We start from the raw sequence: 20,676 nt of genomic DNA on the forward strand, positions 1-20,676 counted from the left end.
TACAGCGGGCTTTAATGCTTGCAAATTCAAATTTTGCGTTTCGGAGAAGATTGTCATGACTTCAGGAGGGGCGGAGAAGCCTATGGGCGACACCGGACGCACCGACTCCGATCGTTCGAGGACGACGGACGCGGATGCTCTCGACCCCGGGCTGTTCGCCCGGCGGCTCGAGGAACTGTTCCGGACGGTTCCTGGTCCGAACGGTAGGGCGTACAGCGCGAAGGCGATCGCGGCGGGTGGATTCCGGCGTGGTGCGCGCTCGTGATTCGATGAGCTCATGCGTCGATCCGAGCGCGCATTGCGCGCATTGTGCCGCGCCGAGCTGAAGGGGCTCGATCTCGATCTGCCCCTCGACGTGGCTCAACTCTGCGAACGGTACGGTGACCGTCGCGGTCGGCCCATCCGCTTGATCGAGCATGCCTTGCCCGCGGGGGTTCCCAACGGCATCTGGCTGGCCGCGACCGACGCGGACTACTTCTTCCACCAGGCCCACACCTCACGCTTGCACCGCAACCAGATCGTCGTCCACGAGTTCGGCCATCTGATCGCCGGCCATCAGATCCTCGGTGAGGCCTCGGCGGCGGGGATCGCCGCCCTGACGCAGGACGAGTCGGCAGCCGCGCTCCGGCGCACGTGCTACTCCGACGACGCCGAGTGGGAAGCCGAGATGCTCGCCTCGTTGATTCTCGGCTGGGCCGAGGACGCCGGCACCGGCGTCGGGAGCACCGCGTCGCACGGCGAACTGCGTGGACTCCAGAAACTGTTGGGGGGTCATCGCGGATGGCTGTGACACGCCGGTCGGTTGCGGCACCGGGAAGAATGTGAGTCCCTGTTGGGCGTGATCACTGTCGCGGGCGGGGGCCCGACGGTCAATCTGCTGGCCTCAGGGGTGGACGTCGGGATCGGCGCGGTCAACGCCGTCGCCGCGGTCGTCTTCGCCCTCGCGTTCTGTTGGCGCCTCGATCAGATCCGCCGTGCGGGATGGGGGTTGCAGCCGCTGGCGATGATGATCGCCGTGGCGGCGCTGACCCTCGCATTCGTCGTCGTCGACGACTCGGTCGCCGACGTGCTCAACGAGGTCGGTTTCACCGGCCTGTCGAGGGTGGCGTTCTACGCGCTCCTCGCGATCGGGGTCGCGGCGCTCGTGGTGGTGTTCTTCTTCCCCGGCAAGGTCACGCGCGAACGCCGGGCCGGATGGGAGGCGTTGCCCCTCGTCGTGGCACTCGTCGGGCTGCAGGTGACCATGCTGGTCATCCCGGTCGAGATCCGGACCGCGACCATCGACGAATGGACCGTCCAGAACTGGGGTTTCGCGCTGTTCATGCTGATCGCCAGCGGCTACCTCGCCTACGGCTTCGTCGCCTGCGTCAACAGCGTCCGCAAGTTCTATGCGACGGCGGACGGCTATCTCCGTGTGTCCCTTGGCCTTCTGATGACGGGTCTGACGTGTCTCGCGGTCGGCGCGGTCTGTCAGATCGTGTTCGTGATCGTGTCCGCGACGAACGTCGTCCGGTCGCCGTGGCTCCTGACGACGAATCGGGCCGTCGCCATCGTCGGCGTCGTCACGTTCCTGATGGGGATCAGCTATCCGATGGTCTACGCGCGGGTTCAGTCGGTCGCGGCCAACCGGCGTCGTCGACGCCTCGACGCCGAACTCGTGCCCCTGTGGCGACTGGTGACCGACGCGGTCCCCGAAGTGGTGCTACCGGATGCCGGCCGGCTGACACCGACCACCCGATTGCATCGGCGCGTCGTCGAGACCCGAGACGCGTTGACGCAGTTGAGTCCTCGGGTCCCGGCGGTGTTCGGGTATGCCGAACCCGAGGTGCAGGCGAGGCTGTTGCGGGCCGCCGTGGCCGGACACGATCCGCGAGAGGGTGACGGCGGTGCCGTCCGAGACCTGGCGCCGGCCGATGGCGAGGGTCTCGAAGCTGATGCCGTGCCGTTGATCAGACTGGCCCGGGCGCTCGACGCCGTGCAGTTGGTCGAGGAGCGGGCCGACCGGTGACGCGCCGGCCGGCCCTCGAACAGGCGAAGTCGCCTCAGGTGAACAAGGCGGGTCGGTCGGACTAGCGCGGCGCCATCCGGATCGCGCCGTCCATGCGGATGGTCTCTCCGTTGAGGTAGTTGTGCGCGACGATGAATTCCGCCAATTGCGCGTACTCGTCGGGCTCGCCGAGACGTTGCGGAAACGGGATGCCCTCGGCGAGGGTCTTCTGGAACTCGGGGGTGACACCAGCCAGCATCGGCGTGCTGATGGTGCCGGGGGCGATGGTGCACACGCGCACGCCGACGCGTGCGAGGTCGCGAGCCGCCGAGATGGTCATCGCGTGCACACCACCCTTCGACGCCGCGTAGGCGATCTGACCGATCTGGCCTTCGAACGCGGCCACCGATGCGGTGTTGATGATGACGCCGCGCTGACCGTCGCCGTCGATGGTGGACTCTTCCTGCATGCGGTTGGCGGCCAGTCGCATGACGTTGAAGGTGCCGACCAGGTTGATGTCGATGACCTTGCGGAAGAGGTCGAGCTCGTGCGGGCCCTTCTTGCCGAGTATCCGTGCGGCCCAGCCGACGCCGGCGCAGTTGACCGCGACACGCAGCGGTGCCCCGGACTCGGCGATGGTGTCGATGACGGCCTGGACCTGGGTCTCGTCGGTGACGTCGGCCGCGACCAGCGTGACTCCGTCGGTGGGCGCGGCCTTGTCGATCGAGGCCTGCAGGTCGAGGCCGAAGACCTGGGCGCCGGCTGCGGCGAAACGCCGTGCGGTGGCCGCACCGAGGCCGGAGGCCCCGCCGGTGACCAGTACGGAAGCGCCTGAAACGTCCATGTGTGAGGTGATCCTTTCGCGGTACCCGACCCGTTCTCCTGCCGGCCGCGCCGCCGTCGTCGGCGACGCCGCTCCGGCTCGTGCTGCAGTTTCACGATAGTCAGACGGCTCGCACCAACCGCGAAAGACCCCCTGAATTACCGAACGAGCGCTCGGACGCTCTCGTCGGAACGGAGGCGGTTCTCCCGGCGGATCAGCACGATGCCGATCCCGGTGATGATCACGACCGCACTCAGCGTGCCGGCGATCACAGGTACCGACGCACCGATCAGACCGTCGGTGATGAGCCAGGCCGCGAAGGCGAAGAAGAGAACTGCCGCGCCGATCGCGATGACGCGCTCGGGAAGGTGGCGGCCGAGCAGGACACCCACACCGATGGCGAGAGCGTCGGCGGCGACCATGCCGAGCGTGGACCCGATCCAGACCCCGAGCCAGTCGTTGTCGGTGGCCAGCGTGATGGTCGCGAGCATGGTCTTGTCGCCCAGTTCGGCGAGGAAGAACGCCGACATGACGGCGAAGAACACCGAGGCGCCGACGCGGGTCGCCCGGTTGGACTCCTCGTCGTCGAGCCGGTCTCCGCGCAGCGTCCAGAGGCCGAAGACAAGCATCGCCAGGCCGGCGAGGATCGTCAGGAGCGTGGTGGGTATCGACAGACCGAGGAAGTGGCCGAAGAACACCGAGACCGCGTGCACTGCGGTGGTGGCCACAGTGATCGCGAGGAGGATGACCCACCAGCGATAGCGCAGGGCGTAGGTCATCGCCATCAGCTGTGACTTGTCACCGAGTTCGGCCACGAAGATCACGCCGAAGCTGAGGAGCAGGGCGGCAATCACGGACGCCAGGTTAGTCAGCGCTAACTCGCGGAAGCAACTCGTCGAAGACCCGTATTTCCGCAGGTAGGGCCATCAAAATCAGATGTTCGGGGACCCGTATCCACGGGGTCGGTGACCCGTCGTATGGCCTTCGGACAGCCGCCCCGCCCTACGCTGCGAGAAGCATGGCCAGCACGGCGGTGTCGGGGTCGGCGTTGGGGTCGATACCCACCTGATTGCGTAGGTTGACCACCGTGCCGTCGGCCTCCGCCTCGGCCCATCCCGCCCGGTGTTCGAGCCCGAGTTCGGGGAGTCCGGGTAGCAGCACGCAGCCGGAGGCGACCTGGGAACACTCGGGCAGGGACGGGCGCGTCTGCGACGGGGGATGCAGCATGACCAGCGCCGGCGGATTGTTCAGGAAGCGGCCCGCCTCGACGAAGCTGTCGTCGACGACATTGCCGATCGCGACCATCATCCCGACGGTGTCCGCCTCACCCTGCTCCGGACGCTGCTCGACCACGCCGAAGATCGTCGTCGTGGGCAGGAAACCCGGCCGGCAGGCGATCCGGACCGAGGCCACCAGCGTCTGCGTCCACTCGAGCGTCGACTCCGGCCAGCGGCCCGAGATGAGAATGCCGTTCAGCGTGCCCTCGTGCTGGAACGGTGTGAGGCCGATCGGAATCGATTGCATCATGTCCTCCTCCGACCCGGGCACGACCTCGGGTGATCCACGGACTGGGGACCGACGGCCGACCCTGGTGAGAAGACCTTCCACCGGTGGCGAGGCGTCGACAACTCGAATCACCGTGTTGTGATGGATCTTTAACATGCGAACGAACGACAGCGGTGGTCGCGGAGCACTGTCCCCGCCGGTGGGGGCGACGACACCAGGCACACTGGACCGGTGAAGAACTCGCCCCCGCTGCGACCCATGGAGTTCGCGTCCGTCGCGATCTTCGGCGGACTGACCGTCGCGGCGGTGGTCATCGCGTCGGTCATCCCACTGGCCCAGGCCGCCGGACTGCTCGCCCCGGTGCCGCTCGCACTCATCGCGGCGCGTACGCGGCCGCGGGCCCTGGTCACCGCCACGGTCGCCACCACCGCGGTCGCGTTCGCGATGGCGGGCACCGGCGCGATGGCAACCGTCCTCGGATCCGCGCTGGTCGGCGGCCTGGTCGGCGACATCAAGCGCCGGGGCCGGGGGATCGGTGTGCTCGGGGTCGCCACGCTGGTCGCCTCGCCGGTGCTCGGTGGGATCTCCGTGCTGATCCTCCTGATCCTGGTGCCGCTGCGTGAGCTGACGATCGAGGCGATGACCAACTCCATCCACGGCGTCGCGAAGTGGCTGCACGGATGGGGCCCGACCGGCGGCGTCGCCGATGGGCTCGACGCCATGAGCCGGAGCATCGCTGACGACTGGTGGGTGTGGGTCTGGGTGTCGGGAACCCTCGGCACCGCGATCTCGCTGCTCGTCGCGTGGTGGATCCTCGGTTCCGTGATCAGCAGGCTGCGGGACGTGCCGAGCGAGGACACGCTCGATGCCGTCCCGTCGGGGTTCGCCCCGGCCGCGGTGGTCACCGCGGCCCACGATCCGGGCATCGCGCCGCTTCCGGTGGTCTTCGAACATGTCGGATTCGCCTACGCACCGGAGGCGCGCCCGGTGCTGCACGACATCGACCTGCGGATCGATCCCGGTGAGTTCGTCGCCGTCGTCGGCGCCAACGGTTCCGGGAAGTCGACGCTGGCGAAGATCCTGGCCGGGCGTGACCCGTCCACCGGTGTGGTCCACCGGCCGGGCCTGCCCGGTCTGGGCGCGCACGGCGGGACCGCGCTCGTCCTGCAGCGTCCAGAGATACAGATGCTGGGTTCCCGCGTTGCCGACGACGTCGTCTGGGGTCTGCCGCCCGGCGTCGACGTCGACGTCGAAGCACTGCTCGACGAGGTCGGTCTCGCCGGACTCGGTGACCGGGAGACCACGGACCTGTCCGGCGGTCAGCAGCAGCGGCTCGCGATCGCCGCGGCGCTCGCCCGTGATCCGCAGCTCCTCATCGCCGACGAGGTGACGTCCATGGTCGACCCGGAAGGCCGGGGACAATTGCTGGCGCTGCTGGCGGGCCTGCCGGCGCGCCGGGGGATCGCCGTCGTCCTGGTGACGCACCGCGGCAGCGAGGCGGCGGCGGCCGATCGGGTGATCCACCTGGCCGGGGGACGCCTCGTGCCGCACGCGCCCGACTGGATGCCGGGTCCCGACGCCGACCTGGGCGCGCCGAACCCGCGCCCGTCGCCCCCGCCCGCACCGACCTCGCGGATCGGCGGGCCGCTCCTCGTGCTCGACCAGGTGGGTTACGCGCACCTGCCGGGCTCACCGTGGGAGGTCGTTGCCCTGCAGGACATCTCGCTGACGGTCTACCGCGGCGAGGGACTCCTCGTCGTCGGCGGCAACGGATCGGGCAAGACGACTCTCGCGTGGATCATGGCCGGCCTGCTCCCGCCCGGGACCGGTACCTGCCGTCTGCTGGACATCCACGAGAAGATCACTCCCGGAGCGGGTTTCGACGCCGGAACACCGATGACGGAGCGGGTCGGCGCGGTCGGACTCGGATTCCAGCACGCGCGTCTGCAACTGCAGAAGGTCACCGTCGCCGACGAGATCATGGCGGCCGGTGGTGAGAAGGTGGGCACCGCCGAGGTCGCCCGGGTCCTCGAACTCGTCGGGTTGCCGCGCCGGATGGCGGTCACCAAGGTCGACGCGCTGTCGGGCGGACAGATGCGGCGCGTCGTGCTGGCCGGTCTCATCGCGCGCCATCCCGACCTGCTGGTCCTGGACGAGCCGCTGGCCGGTCTCGATCCGCCGGCACGCGAGGAGATCGTCGCACTGCTGGCCCGGCTCCGCGCCGACGGGATGACCATCGTGATCATCTCGCACGACTTCGAGTCGTTGGAGTCGGTGTGCACCCGGCGGGTCCGACTGGTCGACGGGCGTCTCCTGCCCGATTCGCAGCAGATGATCGACCAGGCTCACGGCTGGGACGGAGGAACCCGATGACGATGCGTACCGTCCCGCTGCGGCAGGTGCCCGGCGACTCGTTCGTGCACCGGCTGTGGGCGGGGACCAAACTCGTGATCGTGCTGATCCTCGGGATCATGACCTGGGTGCTGCCGTCGTGGCCGGCGCTGGGCATGGTCGCCGCGGTGGTGGTGATCACCGCCCTCGTCGCGGGAATCCCGTTGGGCGCCATACCTCGTCCGCCGTGGTGGTTCTGGGGTCTGATCGGCATCGGCGTCGCGTTCAACGTGTCGTTCGCCGGCATCCCCGGCGCCCTGGTCTTCCTGCGCGCGATCACCCTGGCGCTCGTCCTCGTCGCCAGTTCGATCCTCGTCATCTGGACCACCCCCATGGCCGACGTGGCGCCGGCGCTGGCGCGGCTGATGCGCCCGCTGCGGTGGCTCCGGCTGCCCGTCGACGAGTGGGCGGTCGCGATCGCGTTGTGCCTCAGGGGTCTTCCGCTGCTCATCGAGGAGTTGCGCATGCTGCGTGCGGCGCATCGCCTCCGGCCGACGGCCAAGGGCCGCAGCGACCATCCGTCGGCGGAGATGGGGATCATGGATCTGATCACCGCGGCGATGTCGTCGGCGCTCCGACGCAGCGCCGAGATGTCCGAGGCGATCACCGCCCGTGGCGGCACCGGCCGTCTGACCGCCCATCAGGCCGGCCCCGGGCGCGCAGATGTGGTGGCGCTCATCGTGATAGGTGTGGCCTGCGCGGTTGCCATCACGGTCACGCTCGTTCTCTGAGGGTGACACTCGTAAGCTCGCTCCTCAGTATCTGCGGCCCGACGGCCGTCGTGGACCGCGACGGAATTCGTTGTCTCGGAGCGGGCCCACCCACTGCTCCCTGAGGAGGCCGGAGCTTGCGGAGGCCGTCACGAAGGGTCCTGGTGAGATGCGTCGCCAAACCCTTCGTGGCTCGTCGCTAACGCTCCTCGCACCTCAGGGAGCAATGGATGTGTCGCACTCTCGGATCAGGGAGCAGGGGGGCTTCGCCTCGCACGTCGGGGGAGCAGGGGTTTGCTCGCAGCAGAGAACGTGGCCCCGAACAACAAACAGCGCCGGTCACCCGAAGGTGACCGGCGCTGTTGAGGTTCGGCGAACCGGGATCAGGCCGGGACGACCAGGCCGCTGCCCTGGCTCTTCGCGCGGGCGAGACGCTCGTTGGCGTCGGCCCAGTTCACGACGTTCCACCACGCCTTGACGTAGTCGGGCTTGACGTTCTGGTAGTCGAGGTAGAAGGCGTGCTCCCACATGTCCAGCATGACGACCGGGATGATCGCGGCGGGGATGTTGCCGCTCTGGTCGGTCAGCTGCAGGATGACGAGCTTGCCGCCGATGGTGTCGTAACCCAGGATCGCCCAGCCCGAACCCTGCAGGGTGGTGGCGGCAGCGGTGAAGTGGGCCTTGAACTTGTCGAAGCCACCGAACTGTTCGGTGAGGGCGGCCGCGAGGTCGCCGTCGGGCTCGCCACCGCCGTTGGGCGACAGGTTCTTCCAGAAGATGGAGTGGTTGGTGTGACCGCCCAGGTGGAACGACAGGGTGGCGGAGAGTCCGTAGACCTTGCCGGCGATGCTGTCGTCGTCGCGGGCCGCGGCCAGCTTCTCCAGGGTGTCGTTGGCGCCCTTGACGTAGGTGGCGTGGTGCTTGCTGTGATGGAGCTCCATGATCCTGCCGGAGATGTGCGGTTCCAGTGCCGCGTAGTCGTAATCGAGATCCGGCAAGGTGTATTCAGCCACGATGTTCCTCTCTGAGGTGCTACTCGTTTCCCTGTCCACGCATGGCTCCGACGACTCGGCCGGGCGCCACGCGAATGCTTCCAGCCTTCCCCAGAGCATGGGTGATTGCAACAATCCCGCGCCAAGAAACATCAAGTGCGGTTGAGATGTCAACGATGCGAGAGTGCGTCGGCTGAGAGTTGACCAGGCCGCATCGAGGCGGCTGGGTTCAGATGAGGACGAGCAGGATGAAGACCGCGATGAGCGCGAGAATGGTCAGGGCGCTTGTGCGGCAACTCCTCGCGACGTCGTAGTTGGCGCGTGGGGCGGTCCGACCGAGCCCGGGGGCGCGTCGGAGATCTCCGGTCGCGTGCGTCGCCATCGTCGCCTCTCGTCCCTGGAACGGCTGCACATCCCTGCCGGCGGACGGGCCGCGATGGCGTTCGAGTGATCGGTATCACAGTGCCACGGATGTGACCGCCATCATAAACAGACTCGAACGGTCAGCTCAACTCGTCGTCGCCGGGCCGTATCCCACCGCGCGTAGACTCGGCGCATGTCATGGCTCGACCAGCTCTTCGCCGCCGGTTCACGCAAACGGGATCTCGTCGCCGCCGACGCAGCACTGCCCGGCCGCTCGTCCGAGATCACGGTCCCGGGCGAGCACCTCGTTCTCGGAACGCCGATGCGGGGTCGGGCCGAGGCCGACGGCTCCCACGTACACGGCATCGGACGCTTCGACGACGGCCTCGACGCGATCGTCCTGGCCGGTGGCTGCTTCTGGGGGATCGAGGAGATCTTCTGGCAGGTCCCCGGTGTGTACACGACTGCCGTCGGATACGCGGGCGGTTACACGCCCAACCCGACCTATGAGGAGACCTGCACCGCGCGGACCGGTCACACCGAGTCGGCGCTGGTGGTCTTCGATCCGGCCGTCGTCGATCTCGAAGGCCTGCTGAAGGTCTTCTGGGAGTCGCATGACCCGACGCAGGAGATGCGTCAGGGCAACGACATCGGCACCCAGTACCGGTCAGCCGTGTACGCCCTGACCGACGCGGACCTTGACGTCGTCCGCAGCACCGCCGCAACCTTCCAGACCGCACTCGACGCTGCGGGCGAGGGTGCGATCGCCACCGAGATCAAACCGCTGGCGCAGGCGGGCGACGGACGGTTCTACTACGCCGAGGACTACCACCAGCAGTATCTGGCGAAGAATCCGCATGGATACCGCTGCCATGCCGCGACCGGTGTCGCCTACCCGGCCTGACGTCGCGGTGCGCCGCCGTACCCATCGGTCGCAGACCCGACGAGACACGCGGTGACCGAACGGATCTCGCTGCGGCAGTGGAATCGCACCCTGCTGCAGCGTCAGCACCTGCTCACCCGCGTCGCGGAGGACGCCATCGAGGTTCTGGACCGCTGCGTCGGACTGCAGTCCCAGGACCCGCGGGCGGCGTTCTTCGGATTGTGGTCGCGGATCGCGGATTTCGATCCCCTCGAGCTGGACGATCTGCTCACCGACCGCGAGGTCGTGCGCATGACGCTGCTGCGCGCGACGATCTTCCTGATCGACGCCGAGGACGCACGCTGGATTCGTCCACTCGCCGAGCCCACGCTGCGGCGTGGACTCACCGACATCCACGCCCAGCGACTGGTGAACGCCGACCCGGCGCAGGTCGTGCGGTCCGCCGCCGAGATTCTCGCGGGTCGCGAACTCGCCGTCGCCGACCTCGGGAGCGAACTGGTTGCCCGCCATCCGGCGGAGGATGCGTCGACCCTGACCGCCATCGCACGGTGCGGGCTGCCACTGGTCCAGGTCCCCCCGCGTGGTTTGTGGCGCGGGCGGGGCGCTCCGACGTACCGCCTGTTCGACGAGTGGGCCGGCCCGGGCGAGCCGGCCGTCGTCGACGACGAAGCCCGTGCCGATCTCGTCCGGATGTATCTGCGCGGGTTCGGCCCGGCCACCGTGAAAGCCATCCAGACGTGGTCCGGGCTCACCCGGTTGCGACCCCTCGTCGAAAAGCTGGAGGCGGACTGGGAGCTCGTCCGGCTCGATGGCCCGAACGGCGAGGTTCTCTACGACCTCGACGGGCTCGCCCTCGCCGACCCGGATGCGCCGGCGCCGGCGCGGCTGATCGCCCCCTTCGACCACGTGATCGGCGCCCAGGCCGACCGAATCCGGGTCGCCGACCCGGAGATGTACCGGCGCACCGTGACTCCCAATGGCCGGTCGCCCGGATTCGTGTTCCTCGACGGATTCCTCGCAGGGACATGGTCTCTCGACGCCGAGGACGTTCCGGCGGTCGAGTACCTGCGTCCGGTGACCGCCGCCGAACGGCGCGAGGTCGACGCCGAGGTCGACCGGCTCCGTGAATTCCTGGTCGATACCTGAAGCTCGGAGCGACGGGGCCCGGCAGATGTCGCACATCGTGGCGCCGAGCGCAACGACACACTACGTCTGCGAACCGGATCGAAGGAGCCCGCGACTCAATCGCCGGTGCGCGGGTTCCGCGAGGTGATGCAGTAGCGGCGACCGACCGGATCCGCCATCGTCGTCCAGTGCGGGAAGTGCTCGATCGCGCGGGCGCCCCAGTCCTCGTGTCGTGCGACCTCGTCGGGGACGGAATTCGTGGCGATGTCGAGGTGTGCGGTCGCCACATCGCCGTCCGGTGACTCATCCTGCGTGCGCTGCAACAGGATCCCTAGGGTCACCGCGGGGTCGCGGCGGAGCGCGACCAGCTCGGGCCGACCCCGGGGCTTCGTCGGCCAGCCGGTGAACCCGGTCCAGAAGTCGACCTCGGCGTCGAACATGCCGGCGGGGATGTCGATGCACAGCTGGTCGATGATGCTGATGGTGTCGCCGGGCCAACGGATGGGCCGCGACCGCTTCGATTCGCCCTCCCACGGCACGAGGCAGAACACGAAACCGGCGGGTGACCGGAGGGTGAGGTGAGTCCCGGCGTCGACGACGAGGGTCGCACCGAGTGCCTGTGCCTCGGCGGTGGCGGCGTGCGGGTCGTCGGTGTGGATGTCGAGGTGGACTCCACCAGGTCCGTCGTCGATCCGCTGGACTCGCAGATGCGGGTCGCCGTAGAAGGGCTCCAGCGAGGCGAACTCGCGGTGCTCACCCCGCGGCGGGGAGACCGTGCTGCCCGAGATCGCGCGCCAGAAGGTCACCTCGCTGCCGAACACCTCCGCGGGGAAGTCGAGGAATGCGCTGAGCCACCGCACCTGCACCCGGCAGATTCTACGGTGCGTCCCACGTCGCGGACTGTCGCGGCGCGTGGGAGAACAGCAGGCGGGTCGCCGTCGTTACACTCGGACAGATGACTGCAGGACCGCTGGGGGCGGTGGGGAAGAAATTCTCGAAGGCGCGGACCGAGCAGGTCGCGGTCGTCCGTCTCGACGGCCCGATCGGGATCGCGGGGATGGGCAAGCACGGCGTCAACACCGAGTCCGTCGAGCCGGTTCTGAAGAAGGCATTCGCCACGGAGCGATTGCGGGCCGTCGTGGTCGTCATCAACTCGCCCGGTGGCTCGCCTGCGCAGTCGGAGTACATCGCCGAACGCATCCGCCAGCTGTCGGCGGAGAAGGGCGTGCCGGTCCTCGCGTTCTGTGAGGACGTCGCGGCCTCCGGCGGCTACTGGATCGCCTGCGCGGCCGATGAGATCTTCGCCGCCCACACCTCCATCGTCGGCTCGATCGGTGTCGTGTCGTCGGGCTTCGGTTTCTCGGCCGTGCTCGACCGCTTCGGTGTACAGCGCAGGCTGTACACGACCGGCGAGAACAAGGCGCGACTCGACACCTTCTCGCCCGAACAGCCCGAGGACGTCGAATGGCTGAAGGAATTGCAGGGCCAGCTGCACGAGGCGTTCATCGCGTGGGTCCGGCAGCGCCGCGGTAAAAAGCTGACCGCTTCCGACGCGGAACTCTTCAACGGCGACGTGTGGATCGGTCACCGCGCCGCGGAACTCGGGGTCGTCGACGGGATCGGGGTGATGCGCTCGGTCGTCGCCGAGCGGTACCCCGACGCGGAGATCACCGTCGTGGAGACGCCGAAGCCGCTGCTCATGAGACTCGTGGGAAGCCAGACATCGGTTGCCGGATTTGCGGAGAGCGTGACGACCGGCGTTCTGGCGGCATTCGACCGCGCCCCGTCGTTGCGGCTGTCGCTGCTCCACCGGGACTGAAAGGCCCGATCACAGCCCGTTCACATGGTTTTGCTTGTAAATTGTCCCCACGTTATCCACAGGTGCTGTTCATCGAAGGAAGAGTTCACGACGTTCCGGCGTGTGCACTTTCGTGAATTTCCTACGCGCACATTCGGCTAAACGAGTGATCGCGGTCACAAGTCGCGGGCCGGTGGCCAGCGTTTTTCCACAATTCCACAGTCTCATCCCCAAGTAGACGGTCAGTGCGCGAACGAGGGACAAATGTCCAGGACGTACATGTGGATAAATTTATGTAGGTCTACATAGCGCCTTGCTCCACACCCGTCTCGGTGATGACAGCGGGGCGCGCGGGCAGTGGTCCGGTCGAGCTGCCGCCGCGCCCGGCCGTCTCTGTGCCACCATGGAAAACGTGAGCATGGGCGACATCACTCAGGTGCCGGTGACCGACCTTCCGGATGACTTCACCGGGCAGACCGACGCGGTGATGCTCGACGTCCGTGAGGACGACGAATGGGCGTCCGGTCACATCCGGGGCGCCGTGCACATCCCGCTGGCCGAGGTGCCCGGCCGCCTTGCCGAACTCGACCCCGATCACGATCTGTACGTGGTCTGCCACTCCAGCGGCCGATCGATGCGCGTGCTGCAGTACCTCGCCCAGGTCGGATACGACGGGATCTGCGTCCGCGGCGGCATGCTCGCCTGGCAGGAACACGGCAAGCCCGTCGAGATCGGTGATACGCGACCCGCGGGCGACGCCGGCCGATGATCGACCTGTGCCCGCGGTGTCGAATCCAGGCACCGCACCGTCCCGGCCGTGAACACTGCCCCCGATGCGGCGGACCGCTCAGCGTCGTCGAGGATGCCGCGCGGGCGCTGGCCGCCCGGCAGACGCCGGCACGATCGCCGGCGCCCGGCGCGGTGCGCCCGCCGCACGTCCCGTCTCGCTCCGGCCCGGCCCCGGTGTCCGCCGGACGTCTCTACCGCAGTCGCAACGTCCGGTGGGTGGCCCGCCGCCCACCCGAGGCGATTCCTGTCCGCCGCGGCCCCTCGGGTCGACGTGGCCCCCGACTGATTCCCCGGTACGTCTACATACCCACCTGGGGTCTGCACGACGAACCGGCGGAGGTCGACACCGCGCACCAGAAACTCGAGAGTTCGCGTGTCCGACTGCAGTTCGCCCTGAACGTGGCGGGCTCTGCGCTGGCCGCGTCCGCACTGGTCCATCTCGTGCGCTACCTCCTGCTGGTCGTCAACCGCGACCGTCCGCTGCCCGAATTCCTCATCGTCGCGTCCGACTGGCTGACCATCTTCGTCGGTGTCGTCGCATTCCTCGGATTCGTCCTGGCGACGCTGGCTTTCATGCGCTGGGTCCTGGAGTTGCGCGCGGACACCTACGCCGCGGCCGGTCTCGTCGACCCGCGCCGGCCCGGTTGGGTCGCCGCGCTCGCCGGCCTGCCGCTGGTCAACCTCATCGGTGCGCCGCTGGTGGTGCAGGAGGTCGCTGTGCATCGGGTCGGCCAGGACCCCGCGCTCGATGCCGACCTCGTCGGCCGACGACTCCGCAAGTTGTGGGTCGCCTGGGTGGTGGTGAATGTGGCGGCCGGGGCGGCGATCATCGCCCGGCTCGTCGCGTGGCGCTCGGACTCGCTGCAGACCGGGGCGAACGCGATGGTGATGGTCATCGTCAGCGCAGCGGTCTCGGCTGCCTTCGCCTTCTGGATGGCACGCCGGGTGCGGACACTGTTCGACGCCGCCGCGGCGGCCCCGGTCCCGACGAGACGGTGGGTGGCGGTCGGATGAACTCAGGGGTGAACGTGGGCGCGGCCGAAAAGGTCTCCCGATCGGGCAAGCCGGCGGTGGTGGCGCACCGCGGGGCGTCGGGCGACTGTCCGGAACACACCCTGGCCGCCTACGAGCTGGCTCTCGCACAGGGCGCGGACGGCCTCGAGTGCGATGTCCGGTTGACCGCCGACCACGAACTCGTGTGCGTGCACGACCGGACCGTCGACCGGACGTCCGACGGCTCGGGGATCGTCAGCGAGATGACGCTCGCCGAACTGCGCGAGCTCGACTTCGGGAGCTGGCATGCCGCTGGTGGACCCGCGTCGATCCTGACGCTGCGGGAGCTGCTCACGCTGACCCTGGACTGGCGCCGACCCGTCCGCCTGTTCATCGAGACCAAGCATCCGGTGCGGTTCGGCAGTCTCGTCGAGCAGAAGCTCCTCGAGATGCTGCACGAGTTCGGGGTGGCGACGCCGCCGTCGGCCGATCACAGCCGCGCCGTGGTCATCTCGTTCTCGTCGGCCGGGGTCTGGCGGATCCGGCGCCACGCCCCGATGCTGCCGACGATCCTGCTCGGTGACACCGCCCGGGTCCTGGGCGGGGGCGCCGCGACCGCGGTCGGGGCGACCGGCATCGGACCGTCGGTGATGACCCTGCGGCAGTACCCGGACCTGGTCGATCGCGCCGCCGCCGCCGGTCGGGTCACCTACTGCTGGACCGTCGACGAGCAGGTCGACGTCCAGCTGTGTGCCGATCTCGGTGTGCGGTGGCTGGCCACCAACCACCCGGCGAAGGTGCGCGACTGGCTGGTCACCGTCGACTGAGCTGCCGCCCGCACGACCTGTCGGGCGCCGCGGGCCGACGTGAGAGAGTGGACCGATGGGCAAGAAGAGCAAACGGGGTAGTGGACCACGTCCGGGAAGCAATCGCGCCGAGCGCGTCGCAGCACGTAAGGCACGCCAGGCCGCAGCTCTGGCGCCGCCGCCCCGGCCCTTCGCCGGGTTCGCGTCCGAATGCGATTTCGTCGCGCTGCGGACCTTCGTCGCCTCGGCGACTGCGCGGTTGGAGCTCACCGAGCCGGCCGGTTCCCGCAACGACGTCTCGATCGTGACGATCCTGCCGGGCGCGGTACCTGCTCTCGCGCGCGACCTCGACGGTGCGACAGAGGGTTTCGTGGGTCTGCAGACCGACCCCGATCGCTCGGCGCTGACCGTCGAACTCGCCGCGGCCATCGCGTGGGCCGCTCACGCCGACGCCGGCAGTGAGTTCGACCTCGAGGCTGCCGACGAGGCCCCGAGCCTCGACGAGGTCGTGAAGACCGACGCCGCCTTGGACATCACGGTGCACCAGGACTTCGGCTGGTGGTTCGTGGAGGGCACCGAGGTCCCGGCGGAGATCACGGCCATGTTCGAGCGCGCCAACGACTCGGTGCTGCCGACCGCGCGGCTCGTGGTCGACAGCGGCGCCGGTGCGCCCTGGTGGGTCGATGCGGGCGAACGTGCGCACCTGCGCTGGATTCGACCCGAGCCGGAGGACGACCTGATGTCGGCGATGGCCCGGCTCCACGCGGCCGGTCATCTGACGATGGGTGAGGGTTCGCGGTTCGCCGGATCGTTCCGCACCCACGGATTGCTCGTCCCGGTCTTCGACCTCGACAACGAGATGCACCACGAAGAGTGGTACGCCGGTCTCAACGAGCTCGATCGCCGCCTCGGCGAAGCGCTCGCCGACACCTCGCCGCTGACGATCGAACAGCGCAGCTCCCGCAACGGCATTCGCGGTCGCCAGGTCACGCTGCGCTGACCGGCGTGGTCCGTAACCGCGCTGTTTCTGCTCCCTGAGAGCCTTCTTCTGCTCCCTGAGGTGCGAGCGAAGCGAGCCACGAAGGGGCGTGGTGACGTCCGTCGCCAGCCCTTCGTGGCTCGTCGCTTGCGCTCCTCGCACCTCAGGGAGCGAGGGTTATGTCGTTCTCTCGGATCTGGAGCGGGGGTTTCGCGGCTCTTTCGGATTGGGGCGGATGGAACTCCGTCAGATGTTCCCGCCGGCCGCGACCGGTGCGGTGGCGTCGGATGTCTTCTCGCCGTTGAACTCTCGCTCGACGAAGTTCTCCAGGTCGAAGAGGTTCCCGTTGCAGCGTTCGGCGATGGTCTGCAGGGTCGTCATGGTCGCGACCTCCTCGACCTGTTCCTTGAGGAACCACTGCACGAACTGCTCGCCTAGGTAGTCGCCGGTGTCGCGGGCCGACTTCGCCAGGTCGACGACCTGCTGGGTCACCGTCTTCTCCTGTGCGAGAGCGAGATCGATGGGCGCACGGTAGTCCTCGAACCGGTTGTTCGGTGCCGGGATGCCGGGGATCTCGACCTCCATGTCGCGGTCGAGGAAGTACTGCACGATCATCATCGCGTGATTGCGCTCTTCGACGGCCTGGCGGTAGAAGAGCTTTGCCAGCTGGGGCATGTCGTGGTTGTCGAAATAGGTGGCGACCGCGATGTACTGCTGCGAGGCGTAGAACTCGTTGCTGATCTGGTCGTGCAGCAGCTGATGGAACTTCGTGTGTTCGGACATGCGACCCATCGTAGAGACGAAAAATGGCTCTCACCAGCAAGTTCAGGCTAAGTAAGGCAAGTCTGGCCTGCGTTTGGCGACCCTTTCACGACGGCCCGCCGGCGTCGACGAGAAGCTCGTCGGGGACGGGCTGACCTGCGCGGAGGTAGCCGAAGAAATCCTCGGTCTGCTCGGTGACGGGCAACGCCAGTCCTTCGTCGGTGAAGGTGCTCTCGCCGGCCGGCGTCGTCGTCGTGATGGGGTCGCGCAGCGCGAACATGAGGGACGCGAGGTTCCAGATGTGATCTCGCTCATCGACGGTGAGCGCGTCGATGGCGCCGCCGACGAACCCGAAGAGTCGGAACGGGTTGAGCAGGACCGACGGACTGGTCGCGCGAGACACGAGTGCGGCGAGGAACTTCCGCTGATTGACCACGCGCTCGAGGTCGGCGCGCGGGAATGCGCGGGTCCGGACCAGCCCGAGAGCCTGCCGACCGTCGAGACGATGACAGCCTCTCGCCAGGCGCAGACCGGCTTTGGGGTCGTTGAGCGGTTGGTCGAGACACATGTCGACGCCACCGACCGAGTCGACGAGGGTGTCGAATCCGCCGAAGCCGATCTCGGCGTAGTGGTCGATGCGGATGCCGGTCAGGTTCTCGACGGTCTGCACGAGCAGCGCCGGACCACCGATGCTGAACGAGGCGTTGATCTTCAGGCTGCCGTGGCCCGGCACCTCCACGTACAGGTCGCGCGGGATGCTCACCACGATCGCCTTGCCGCCGCCGGGCGGGTTGTGGACGAGCATGATCGTGTCGGTGCGGGAGCCGTCGGCGTCACCCGTGGCCAGCGCCCGGCGTTGTTCCTCGGTGAGATCGGATCGCGAGTCGGTACCGACGATGAGCCAGTTGGTGCCGGGGGTGTCCGACGGGCGTCCGGCGTAGGCCGGCAGGGCGTCGATCCGGTCCAGTCTCGTGTCGTAGTAGAACAGCAGTCCCACACTGCCGAGGACGACGACGAGCAGCAGGATCATCAGGATCTTGCCCACCCGGACCGCGCGGCGCCCCGTGCGCCGGGGCCGGCGAGGACCGGCCGGCCCCGGGGTCGCGGGCGGACGTCCGACGGACCGGTCCCGGTCGCGACGGTCGCCACGCGGCGGACGAGGTCCACGAGACCGATTGTCGGGGATCGGCTCCGGCTTCTGGGTGGGCGCATACCCGCCGGGAGCGGGCCGCGCCGATGGTGGCGGCCGATCGGCCGGGGACGGGTGCGGGGGCCGGCCGGTGGGACCGGGGCCGGGCGCCCGGCGCGGGTCGGGACCGCGTGCAGGGATCCGCGGCATGGCCTGCGGATGAGCGGACGGACCGACGGCACCGGGAGGAGGGCGGTGGCCTTGTCCGGGTGGTGGCCCCGGGCGCGGAGACGGGCCCGCTGGCCGCCCGGGCGGCATCGGCGGTCCGGGGCGACCTCGCCGGAGGATCGGCGGGTCCTGCTCGTTCATCCCAACCAATGTACGCATGGGCGGTGGCCACGGATGTCGGTCGGTTGGTTGCCGACGTGGCGTCGAACCGCCCACCTGAGGTCTCGTTCCGGACCGAACGGGGTACAGGACACGCCATGACCGACAAACACGTCGCCGACGCCACGTCGCAGGACTCCGGGAACGATGACGCCCGGACCGACGGCGGGCACACCCCGCTGCGTCGCGCCATCACCGGCAAACTCCTGTTCCTGTTCATCCTGGGCGATGTCCTCGGTGCGGGCATCTATGCGCTCGTCGGGGAGGTCGCCGGTGAGGTCGGGGGAGCGATCTGGGTGCCGTTGGCGCTCGCCCTCGCGCTGGCGATGCTGACCGCGGCGTCGTATGCGGAGCTCGTCACCAAGTACCCGCGGGCCGGCGGCGCGGCGGTGTTCGCGCGGCACGCGTACCGTCATCCGCTCATCTCGTTCCTGGTGGGGTTCTGCATGCTGGCGGCCGGTGTGACGAGCGCCGCCGGGTTGGCGCTCGCCTTCGCTGGCGACTACCTGCAGGTCTTTCTGGACGTGCCCACCACCGCGGCGGCGCTGGTGTTCCTGCTCGCCGTCGCGGCGCTGAACGCCCGCGGGATCACCGAGTCCCTGCGGGCCAACGTGGTGATGACCGTGGTGGAGGTCTCCGGACTCGTGCTCGTCGTCGTGTTGGCCGGGATCGTGCTGGGTCGCGGTGACGGTGAGCCGCAGCGGGTGCTGGAGTTCACCGACGAGACGACCCCGGCTCTCGCCGTGCTGGGCGCGGCGTTGCTCGCCTACTACTCGTTCGTCGGGTTCGAGACCTCCGCGAACATGGCCGAAGAAGTCCGTGACGTGCGGCGGGTCTATCCGAAGGCGCTGTTCGGTGCGCTGATCGCCGCCGGCGTCGTCTACGTCCTCGTCGGTCTCGCCGTGTCGGTCGTCGCGCCACCGGAGCGCCTGGTGGAGTCGTCGGGCCCGTTGCTCGAGGTCGTCTCGATCGCCGATGTCGGGATCCCTGACCAGCTGTTCTCCCTGATCGCGCTCATCGCCGTCGCGAACGGCGCGCTGCTCACGATGATCATGGCGTCGCGCCTGACCTTCGGCATGGCCCGCGACGGGTTGCTGCCGGGTGCGCTGGCGAAGGTGCTGCCCGGTCGTCGGACGCCGTGGACGGCGATTGTCGCCACCACCGCCGTCGCGATGATCCTCTCGGCAACCGGGACCGTCGCGGCACTCGCCGAGACGGTGGTGCTCCTGCTGCTGTTCGTGTTCGTCAGCACCAACGTCGCCGTCCTCGTCCTGCGCCGCGACCGCACGGACACCGACCACTTCCGGGCGCCGACGATCCTGCCCGTGCTCGCGGTGATCTCCTGCATCGTCCTGATGACGCAGCAGAGCGCATCGACCTGGTTGCGCGCGGGCATCCTGATCGTCGTCGGACTCGTGCTCTATCTCCTCGCACGTGTGACCGGGTCGGGTGGGCGCCGGGTCAACGACGACGACATCGACGACGACCACAGCCCCGGGCGCCTCACCTGACGCGGATGTTGTTCGCGCGGTAGTCGTATCCGTCCTGACTCGCTCGCTCGTACTGGAATTCGACGATCTGCCCCGGCACCAGGTCCCGGAAACCGGTACCGACGATCTCGCTGTAGAACGCCCACGCCCCGCCCGGGGTGGCGTCGGAAGCGAGTACGCCCCAGCCCTCTTCGCCGTTCCACGACCGAACGGTCCCGGTGGTGTTCGGGCCGAGGGCAGCCGGCGGTGACGTAGGTGTGTCGGTGAGGGCGGTCTCCTCGATAGTCGTGAATCCGTCCGGTCCGGCGTCACCGACGCTGTGCCACAGTGCAGTTCGGAACACGCCATTGTGCTTCGGATCCGGCCGGGCCACCTCGGTCGGCCAGACCGAGAGCGCCACATATCGGCATCCGCTTTCCGCTGGCACAGCTATCGCATGGTCGAAGTCGACGACGGTCCCCGGACGCAAGCCCGGCAGGGACAGCTCGTCGAGATTCTGAACGGCCCGAACACGGACGACGAAGGTGGACACGTGGACGGTGCCGGACAACGCTGGTGACTCGATGACACCCCAGCCCTCGTCGTGGTGCCATTCGCGGATCATCCCGGTCGTCGACATCGGTCAACCGTAGGCGCCGGACCCGTGGCGCGACAGTGAATTTCCGTTGGGGCACTTCGCGTCCGGGTGGGGCGAACGCCGCTAGGACAGGGGTGCAGGCTGAGGCCTGGGAAAACGTGGGATCTCGAGCCCGGAATCCGGACG

21 protein-coding genes and 1 pseudogene are annotated in these 20,676 nt (G+C 68.5%); 13 read left to right on the forward strand and 9 right to left on the reverse strand.

The features are described 5' to 3' along the window. Positions 1-55 precede the first annotated feature (55 nt). From MVF96_RS01260 to MVF96_RS01270, 3 genes and pseudogenes are all read left to right on the forward strand, one after another. Positions 56-259 (forward strand): annotated as a pseudogene (locus MVF96_RS01260) (XRE family transcriptional regulator); the annotation flags it as partial. A gap of 18 nt (positions 260-277) precedes the next feature. Beyond that, positions 278-790, forward strand: a complete 513-nt coding sequence (locus tag MVF96_RS01265; protein ID WP_058253708.1) for a hypothetical protein — start codon at positions 278-280, stop codon at positions 788-790. A gap of 42 nt (positions 791-832) precedes the next feature. Next, the gene (locus MVF96_RS01270; protein ID WP_247450885.1) at positions 833-2,008 is read left to right on the forward strand and encodes an MAB_1171c family putative transporter; all 1,176 of its coding nucleotides are present in this window, start codon (positions 833-835) and stop codon (positions 2,006-2,008) included. A 61-nt stretch (positions 2,009-2,069) separates the two neighbouring features. Here the strand turns inward: MVF96_RS01270 and MVF96_RS01275 are convergent, their stop codons facing one another. The 3 genes from MVF96_RS01275 to MVF96_RS01285 form a co-directional block, all read right to left on the reverse strand. Further along, entirely contained in the window at positions 2,070-2,831 is a 762-nt protein-coding gene (locus tag MVF96_RS01275) for an SDR family NAD(P)-dependent oxidoreductase (RefSeq protein ID WP_165629234.1), read from the reverse strand. A 137-nt stretch (positions 2,832-2,968) separates the two neighbouring features. Next, positions 2,969-3,664 (reverse strand): TMEM165/GDT1 family protein, encoded by a 696-nt coding sequence (locus tag MVF96_RS01280; protein WP_205333921.1) that lies wholly within the window; start codon positions 3,662-3,664, stop codon positions 2,969-2,971. Between the two features lie 148 nt (positions 3,665-3,812). Beyond that, positions 3,813-4,334: a hypothetical protein gene (locus tag MVF96_RS01285; protein ID WP_058253731.1), complete on the reverse strand. Its 522-nt coding sequence runs from the start codon at positions 4,332-4,334 to the stop codon at positions 3,813-3,815. 213 nt (positions 4,335-4,547) lie between these two features. Here MVF96_RS01285 and MVF96_RS01290 point away from each other — a divergent pair, with 213 nt between their 5' ends. After that, positions 4,548-6,689 (forward strand): ABC transporter ATP-binding protein, encoded by a 2,142-nt coding sequence (locus tag MVF96_RS01290; protein WP_247450887.1) that lies wholly within the window; start codon positions 4,548-4,550, stop codon positions 6,687-6,689. Continuing rightward, entirely contained in the window at positions 6,686-7,438 is a 753-nt protein-coding gene (locus tag MVF96_RS01295; RefSeq protein WP_211539251.1) for an energy-coupling factor transporter transmembrane component T family protein, read from the forward strand. Before MVF96_RS01290 ends, MVF96_RS01295 begins: the two co-directional genes overlap by 4 nt. A 362-nt stretch (positions 7,439-7,800) precedes the next feature. On the opposite strand, the gene MVF96_RS01300 is transcribed toward MVF96_RS01295, so the two are convergent. Both MVF96_RS01300 and MVF96_RS01305 read right to left on the reverse strand, forming a co-directional pair. After that, complete coding sequence (locus MVF96_RS01300; RefSeq protein WP_004021423.1) at positions 7,801-8,430, reverse strand: superoxide dismutase; 630 nt, start codon at positions 8,428-8,430, stop codon at positions 7,801-7,803. 208 nt (positions 8,431-8,638) lie between these two features. Then, positions 8,639-8,791: a hypothetical protein gene (locus MVF96_RS01305; protein ID WP_165629232.1), complete on the reverse strand. Its 153-nt coding sequence runs from the start codon at positions 8,789-8,791 to the stop codon at positions 8,639-8,641. Between the two features lie 174 nt (positions 8,792-8,965). On the opposite strand from MVF96_RS01305, the gene msrA reads away from it, so the two are divergent. Next, on the forward strand, positions 8,966-9,676 hold the full coding sequence (gene msrA, locus MVF96_RS01310; protein WP_247450888.1) for a peptide-methionine (S)-S-oxide reductase MsrA: 711 nt from the start codon (positions 8,966-8,968) through the stop codon (positions 9,674-9,676). Positions 9,677-9,727: 51 nt separating this feature from the next. Then, on the forward strand, positions 9,728-10,801 hold the full coding sequence (locus tag MVF96_RS01315; RefSeq protein ID WP_247450889.1) for a winged helix DNA-binding domain-containing protein: 1,074 nt from the start codon (positions 9,728-9,730) through the stop codon (positions 10,799-10,801). A 95-nt stretch (positions 10,802-10,896) separates the two neighbouring features. On the opposite strand, the gene MVF96_RS01320 is transcribed toward MVF96_RS01315, so the two are convergent. Further along, the gene (locus tag MVF96_RS01320) at positions 10,897-11,646 is read right to left on the reverse strand and encodes a VOC family protein (protein ID WP_247450890.1); all 750 of its coding nucleotides are present in this window, start codon (positions 11,644-11,646) and stop codon (positions 10,897-10,899) included. Between the two features lie 89 nt (positions 11,647-11,735). On the opposite strand from MVF96_RS01320, the gene MVF96_RS01325 reads away from it, so the two are divergent. The 5 genes from MVF96_RS01325 to MVF96_RS01345 all read left to right on the forward strand — a co-directional run bounded on the left by MVF96_RS01325 (position 11,736) and on the right by MVF96_RS01345 (position 16,166). Next, entirely contained in the window at positions 11,736-12,599 is an 864-nt protein-coding gene (locus MVF96_RS01325; RefSeq protein WP_137809856.1) for a S49 family peptidase, read from the forward strand. Between the two features lie 397 nt (positions 12,600-12,996). Then, positions 12,997-13,347 carry a rhodanese-like domain-containing protein gene (locus tag MVF96_RS01330; protein WP_205333324.1) on the forward strand — a complete coding sequence of 117 codons (351 nt, stop codon included), beginning with the start codon at positions 12,997-12,999 and terminating at the stop codon, positions 13,345-13,347. Then, the gene (locus MVF96_RS01335) at positions 13,344-14,381 is read left to right on the forward strand and encodes a DUF4328 domain-containing protein (RefSeq protein ID WP_137809858.1); all 1,038 of its coding nucleotides are present in this window, start codon (positions 13,344-13,346) and stop codon (positions 14,379-14,381) included. Before MVF96_RS01330 ends, MVF96_RS01335 begins: the two co-directional genes overlap by 4 nt. After that, positions 14,378-15,187, forward strand: a complete 810-nt coding sequence (locus MVF96_RS01340; RefSeq protein WP_058253733.1) for a glycerophosphodiester phosphodiesterase family protein — start codon at positions 14,378-14,380, stop codon at positions 15,185-15,187. Before MVF96_RS01335 ends, MVF96_RS01340 begins: the two co-directional genes overlap by 4 nt. 55 nt (positions 15,188-15,242) lie before the next feature. After that, positions 15,243-16,166 (forward strand): DUF5926 family protein, encoded by a 924-nt coding sequence (locus tag MVF96_RS01345; RefSeq protein ID WP_065631277.1) that lies wholly within the window; start codon positions 15,243-15,245, stop codon positions 16,164-16,166. 225 nt (positions 16,167-16,391) lie between these two features. Here the strand turns inward: MVF96_RS01345 and MVF96_RS01350 are convergent, their stop codons facing one another. After that, a complete protein-coding gene (locus MVF96_RS01350; protein WP_058253734.1) occupies positions 16,392-16,928 on the reverse strand; it encodes a ferritin in 537 nt (178 codons plus the stop codon). Positions 16,929-17,013: 85 nt separating this feature from the next. Next, complete coding sequence (locus MVF96_RS01355) at positions 17,014-18,246, reverse strand: LCP family protein (RefSeq protein ID WP_247450891.1); 1,233 nt, start codon at positions 18,244-18,246, stop codon at positions 17,014-17,016. A 275-nt stretch (positions 18,247-18,521) separates the two neighbouring features. On the opposite strand from MVF96_RS01355, the gene MVF96_RS01360 reads away from it, so the two are divergent. Continuing rightward, the gene (locus MVF96_RS01360) at positions 18,522-19,934 is read left to right on the forward strand and encodes an APC family permease (protein ID WP_247450893.1); all 1,413 of its coding nucleotides are present in this window, start codon (positions 18,522-18,524) and stop codon (positions 19,932-19,934) included. Here MVF96_RS01360 and MVF96_RS01365 read toward each other — a convergent pair. Further along, positions 19,927-20,532 (reverse strand): cold-shock protein, encoded by a 606-nt coding sequence (locus MVF96_RS01365; RefSeq protein WP_247450894.1) that lies wholly within the window; start codon positions 20,530-20,532, stop codon positions 19,927-19,929. The two genes, MVF96_RS01360 and MVF96_RS01365, sit on opposite strands and share 8 nt — an antisense overlap. Positions 20,533-20,676: the final 144 nt, after the last annotated feature.

It is taken from the genome of Gordonia hongkongensis (assembly GCF_023078355.1).
Taxonomy (GTDB): domain Bacteria; phylum Actinomycetota; class Actinomycetes; order Mycobacteriales; family Mycobacteriaceae; genus Gordonia; species Gordonia hongkongensis.

Bases quoted from the DNA above. Each gene is read 5' to 3' on its own strand.
- MVF96_RS01265 (WP_058253708.1), top strand. From the start codon at position 278: ATGCGTCGATCCGAGCGCGCATTGCGCGCATTGTGCCGCGCCGAGCTG.
- MVF96_RS01275 (WP_165629234.1), bottom strand. From the start codon at position 2,831: ATGGACGTTTCAGGCGCTTCCGTACTGGTCACCGGCGGGGCCTCCGGC.
- MVF96_RS01285 (WP_058253731.1), bottom strand. From the start codon at position 4,334: ATGCAATCGATTCCGATCGGCCTCACACCGTTCCAGCACGAGGGCACG.
- MVF96_RS01295 (WP_211539251.1), top strand. From the start codon at position 6,686: ATGACGATGCGTACCGTCCCGCTGCGGCAGGTGCCCGGCGACTCGTTC.
- MVF96_RS01305 (WP_165629232.1), bottom strand. From the start codon at position 8,791: ATGGCGACGCACGCGACCGGAGATCTCCGACGCGCCCCCGGGCTCGGT.
- msrA (WP_247450888.1), top strand. From the start codon at position 8,966: ATGTCATGGCTCGACCAGCTCTTCGCCGCCGGTTCACGCAAACGGGAT.
- MVF96_RS01325 (WP_137809856.1), top strand. From the start codon at position 11,736: ATGACTGCAGGACCGCTGGGGGCGGTGGGGAAGAAATTCTCGAAGGCG.
- MVF96_RS01330 (WP_205333324.1), top strand. From the start codon at position 12,997: ATGGGCGACATCACTCAGGTGCCGGTGACCGACCTTCCGGATGACTTC.
- MVF96_RS01335 (WP_137809858.1), top strand. From the start codon at position 13,344: ATGATCGACCTGTGCCCGCGGTGTCGAATCCAGGCACCGCACCGTCCC.
- MVF96_RS01340 (WP_058253733.1), top strand. From the start codon at position 14,378: ATGAACTCAGGGGTGAACGTGGGCGCGGCCGAAAAGGTCTCCCGATCG.
- MVF96_RS01345 (WP_065631277.1), top strand. From the start codon at position 15,243: ATGGGCAAGAAGAGCAAACGGGGTAGTGGACCACGTCCGGGAAGCAAT.
- MVF96_RS01350 (WP_058253734.1), bottom strand. From the start codon at position 16,928: ATGTCCGAACACACGAAGTTCCATCAGCTGCTGCACGACCAGATCAGC.
- MVF96_RS01355 (WP_247450891.1), bottom strand. From the start codon at position 18,246: ATGCCGCGGATCCCTGCACGCGGTCCCGACCCGCGCCGGGCGCCCGGC.
- MVF96_RS01360 (WP_247450893.1), top strand. From the start codon at position 18,522: ATGACCGACAAACACGTCGCCGACGCCACGTCGCAGGACTCCGGGAAC.
- MVF96_RS01365 (WP_247450894.1), bottom strand. From the start codon at position 20,532: ATGTCGACGACCGGGATGATCCGCGAATGGCACCACGACGAGGGCTGG.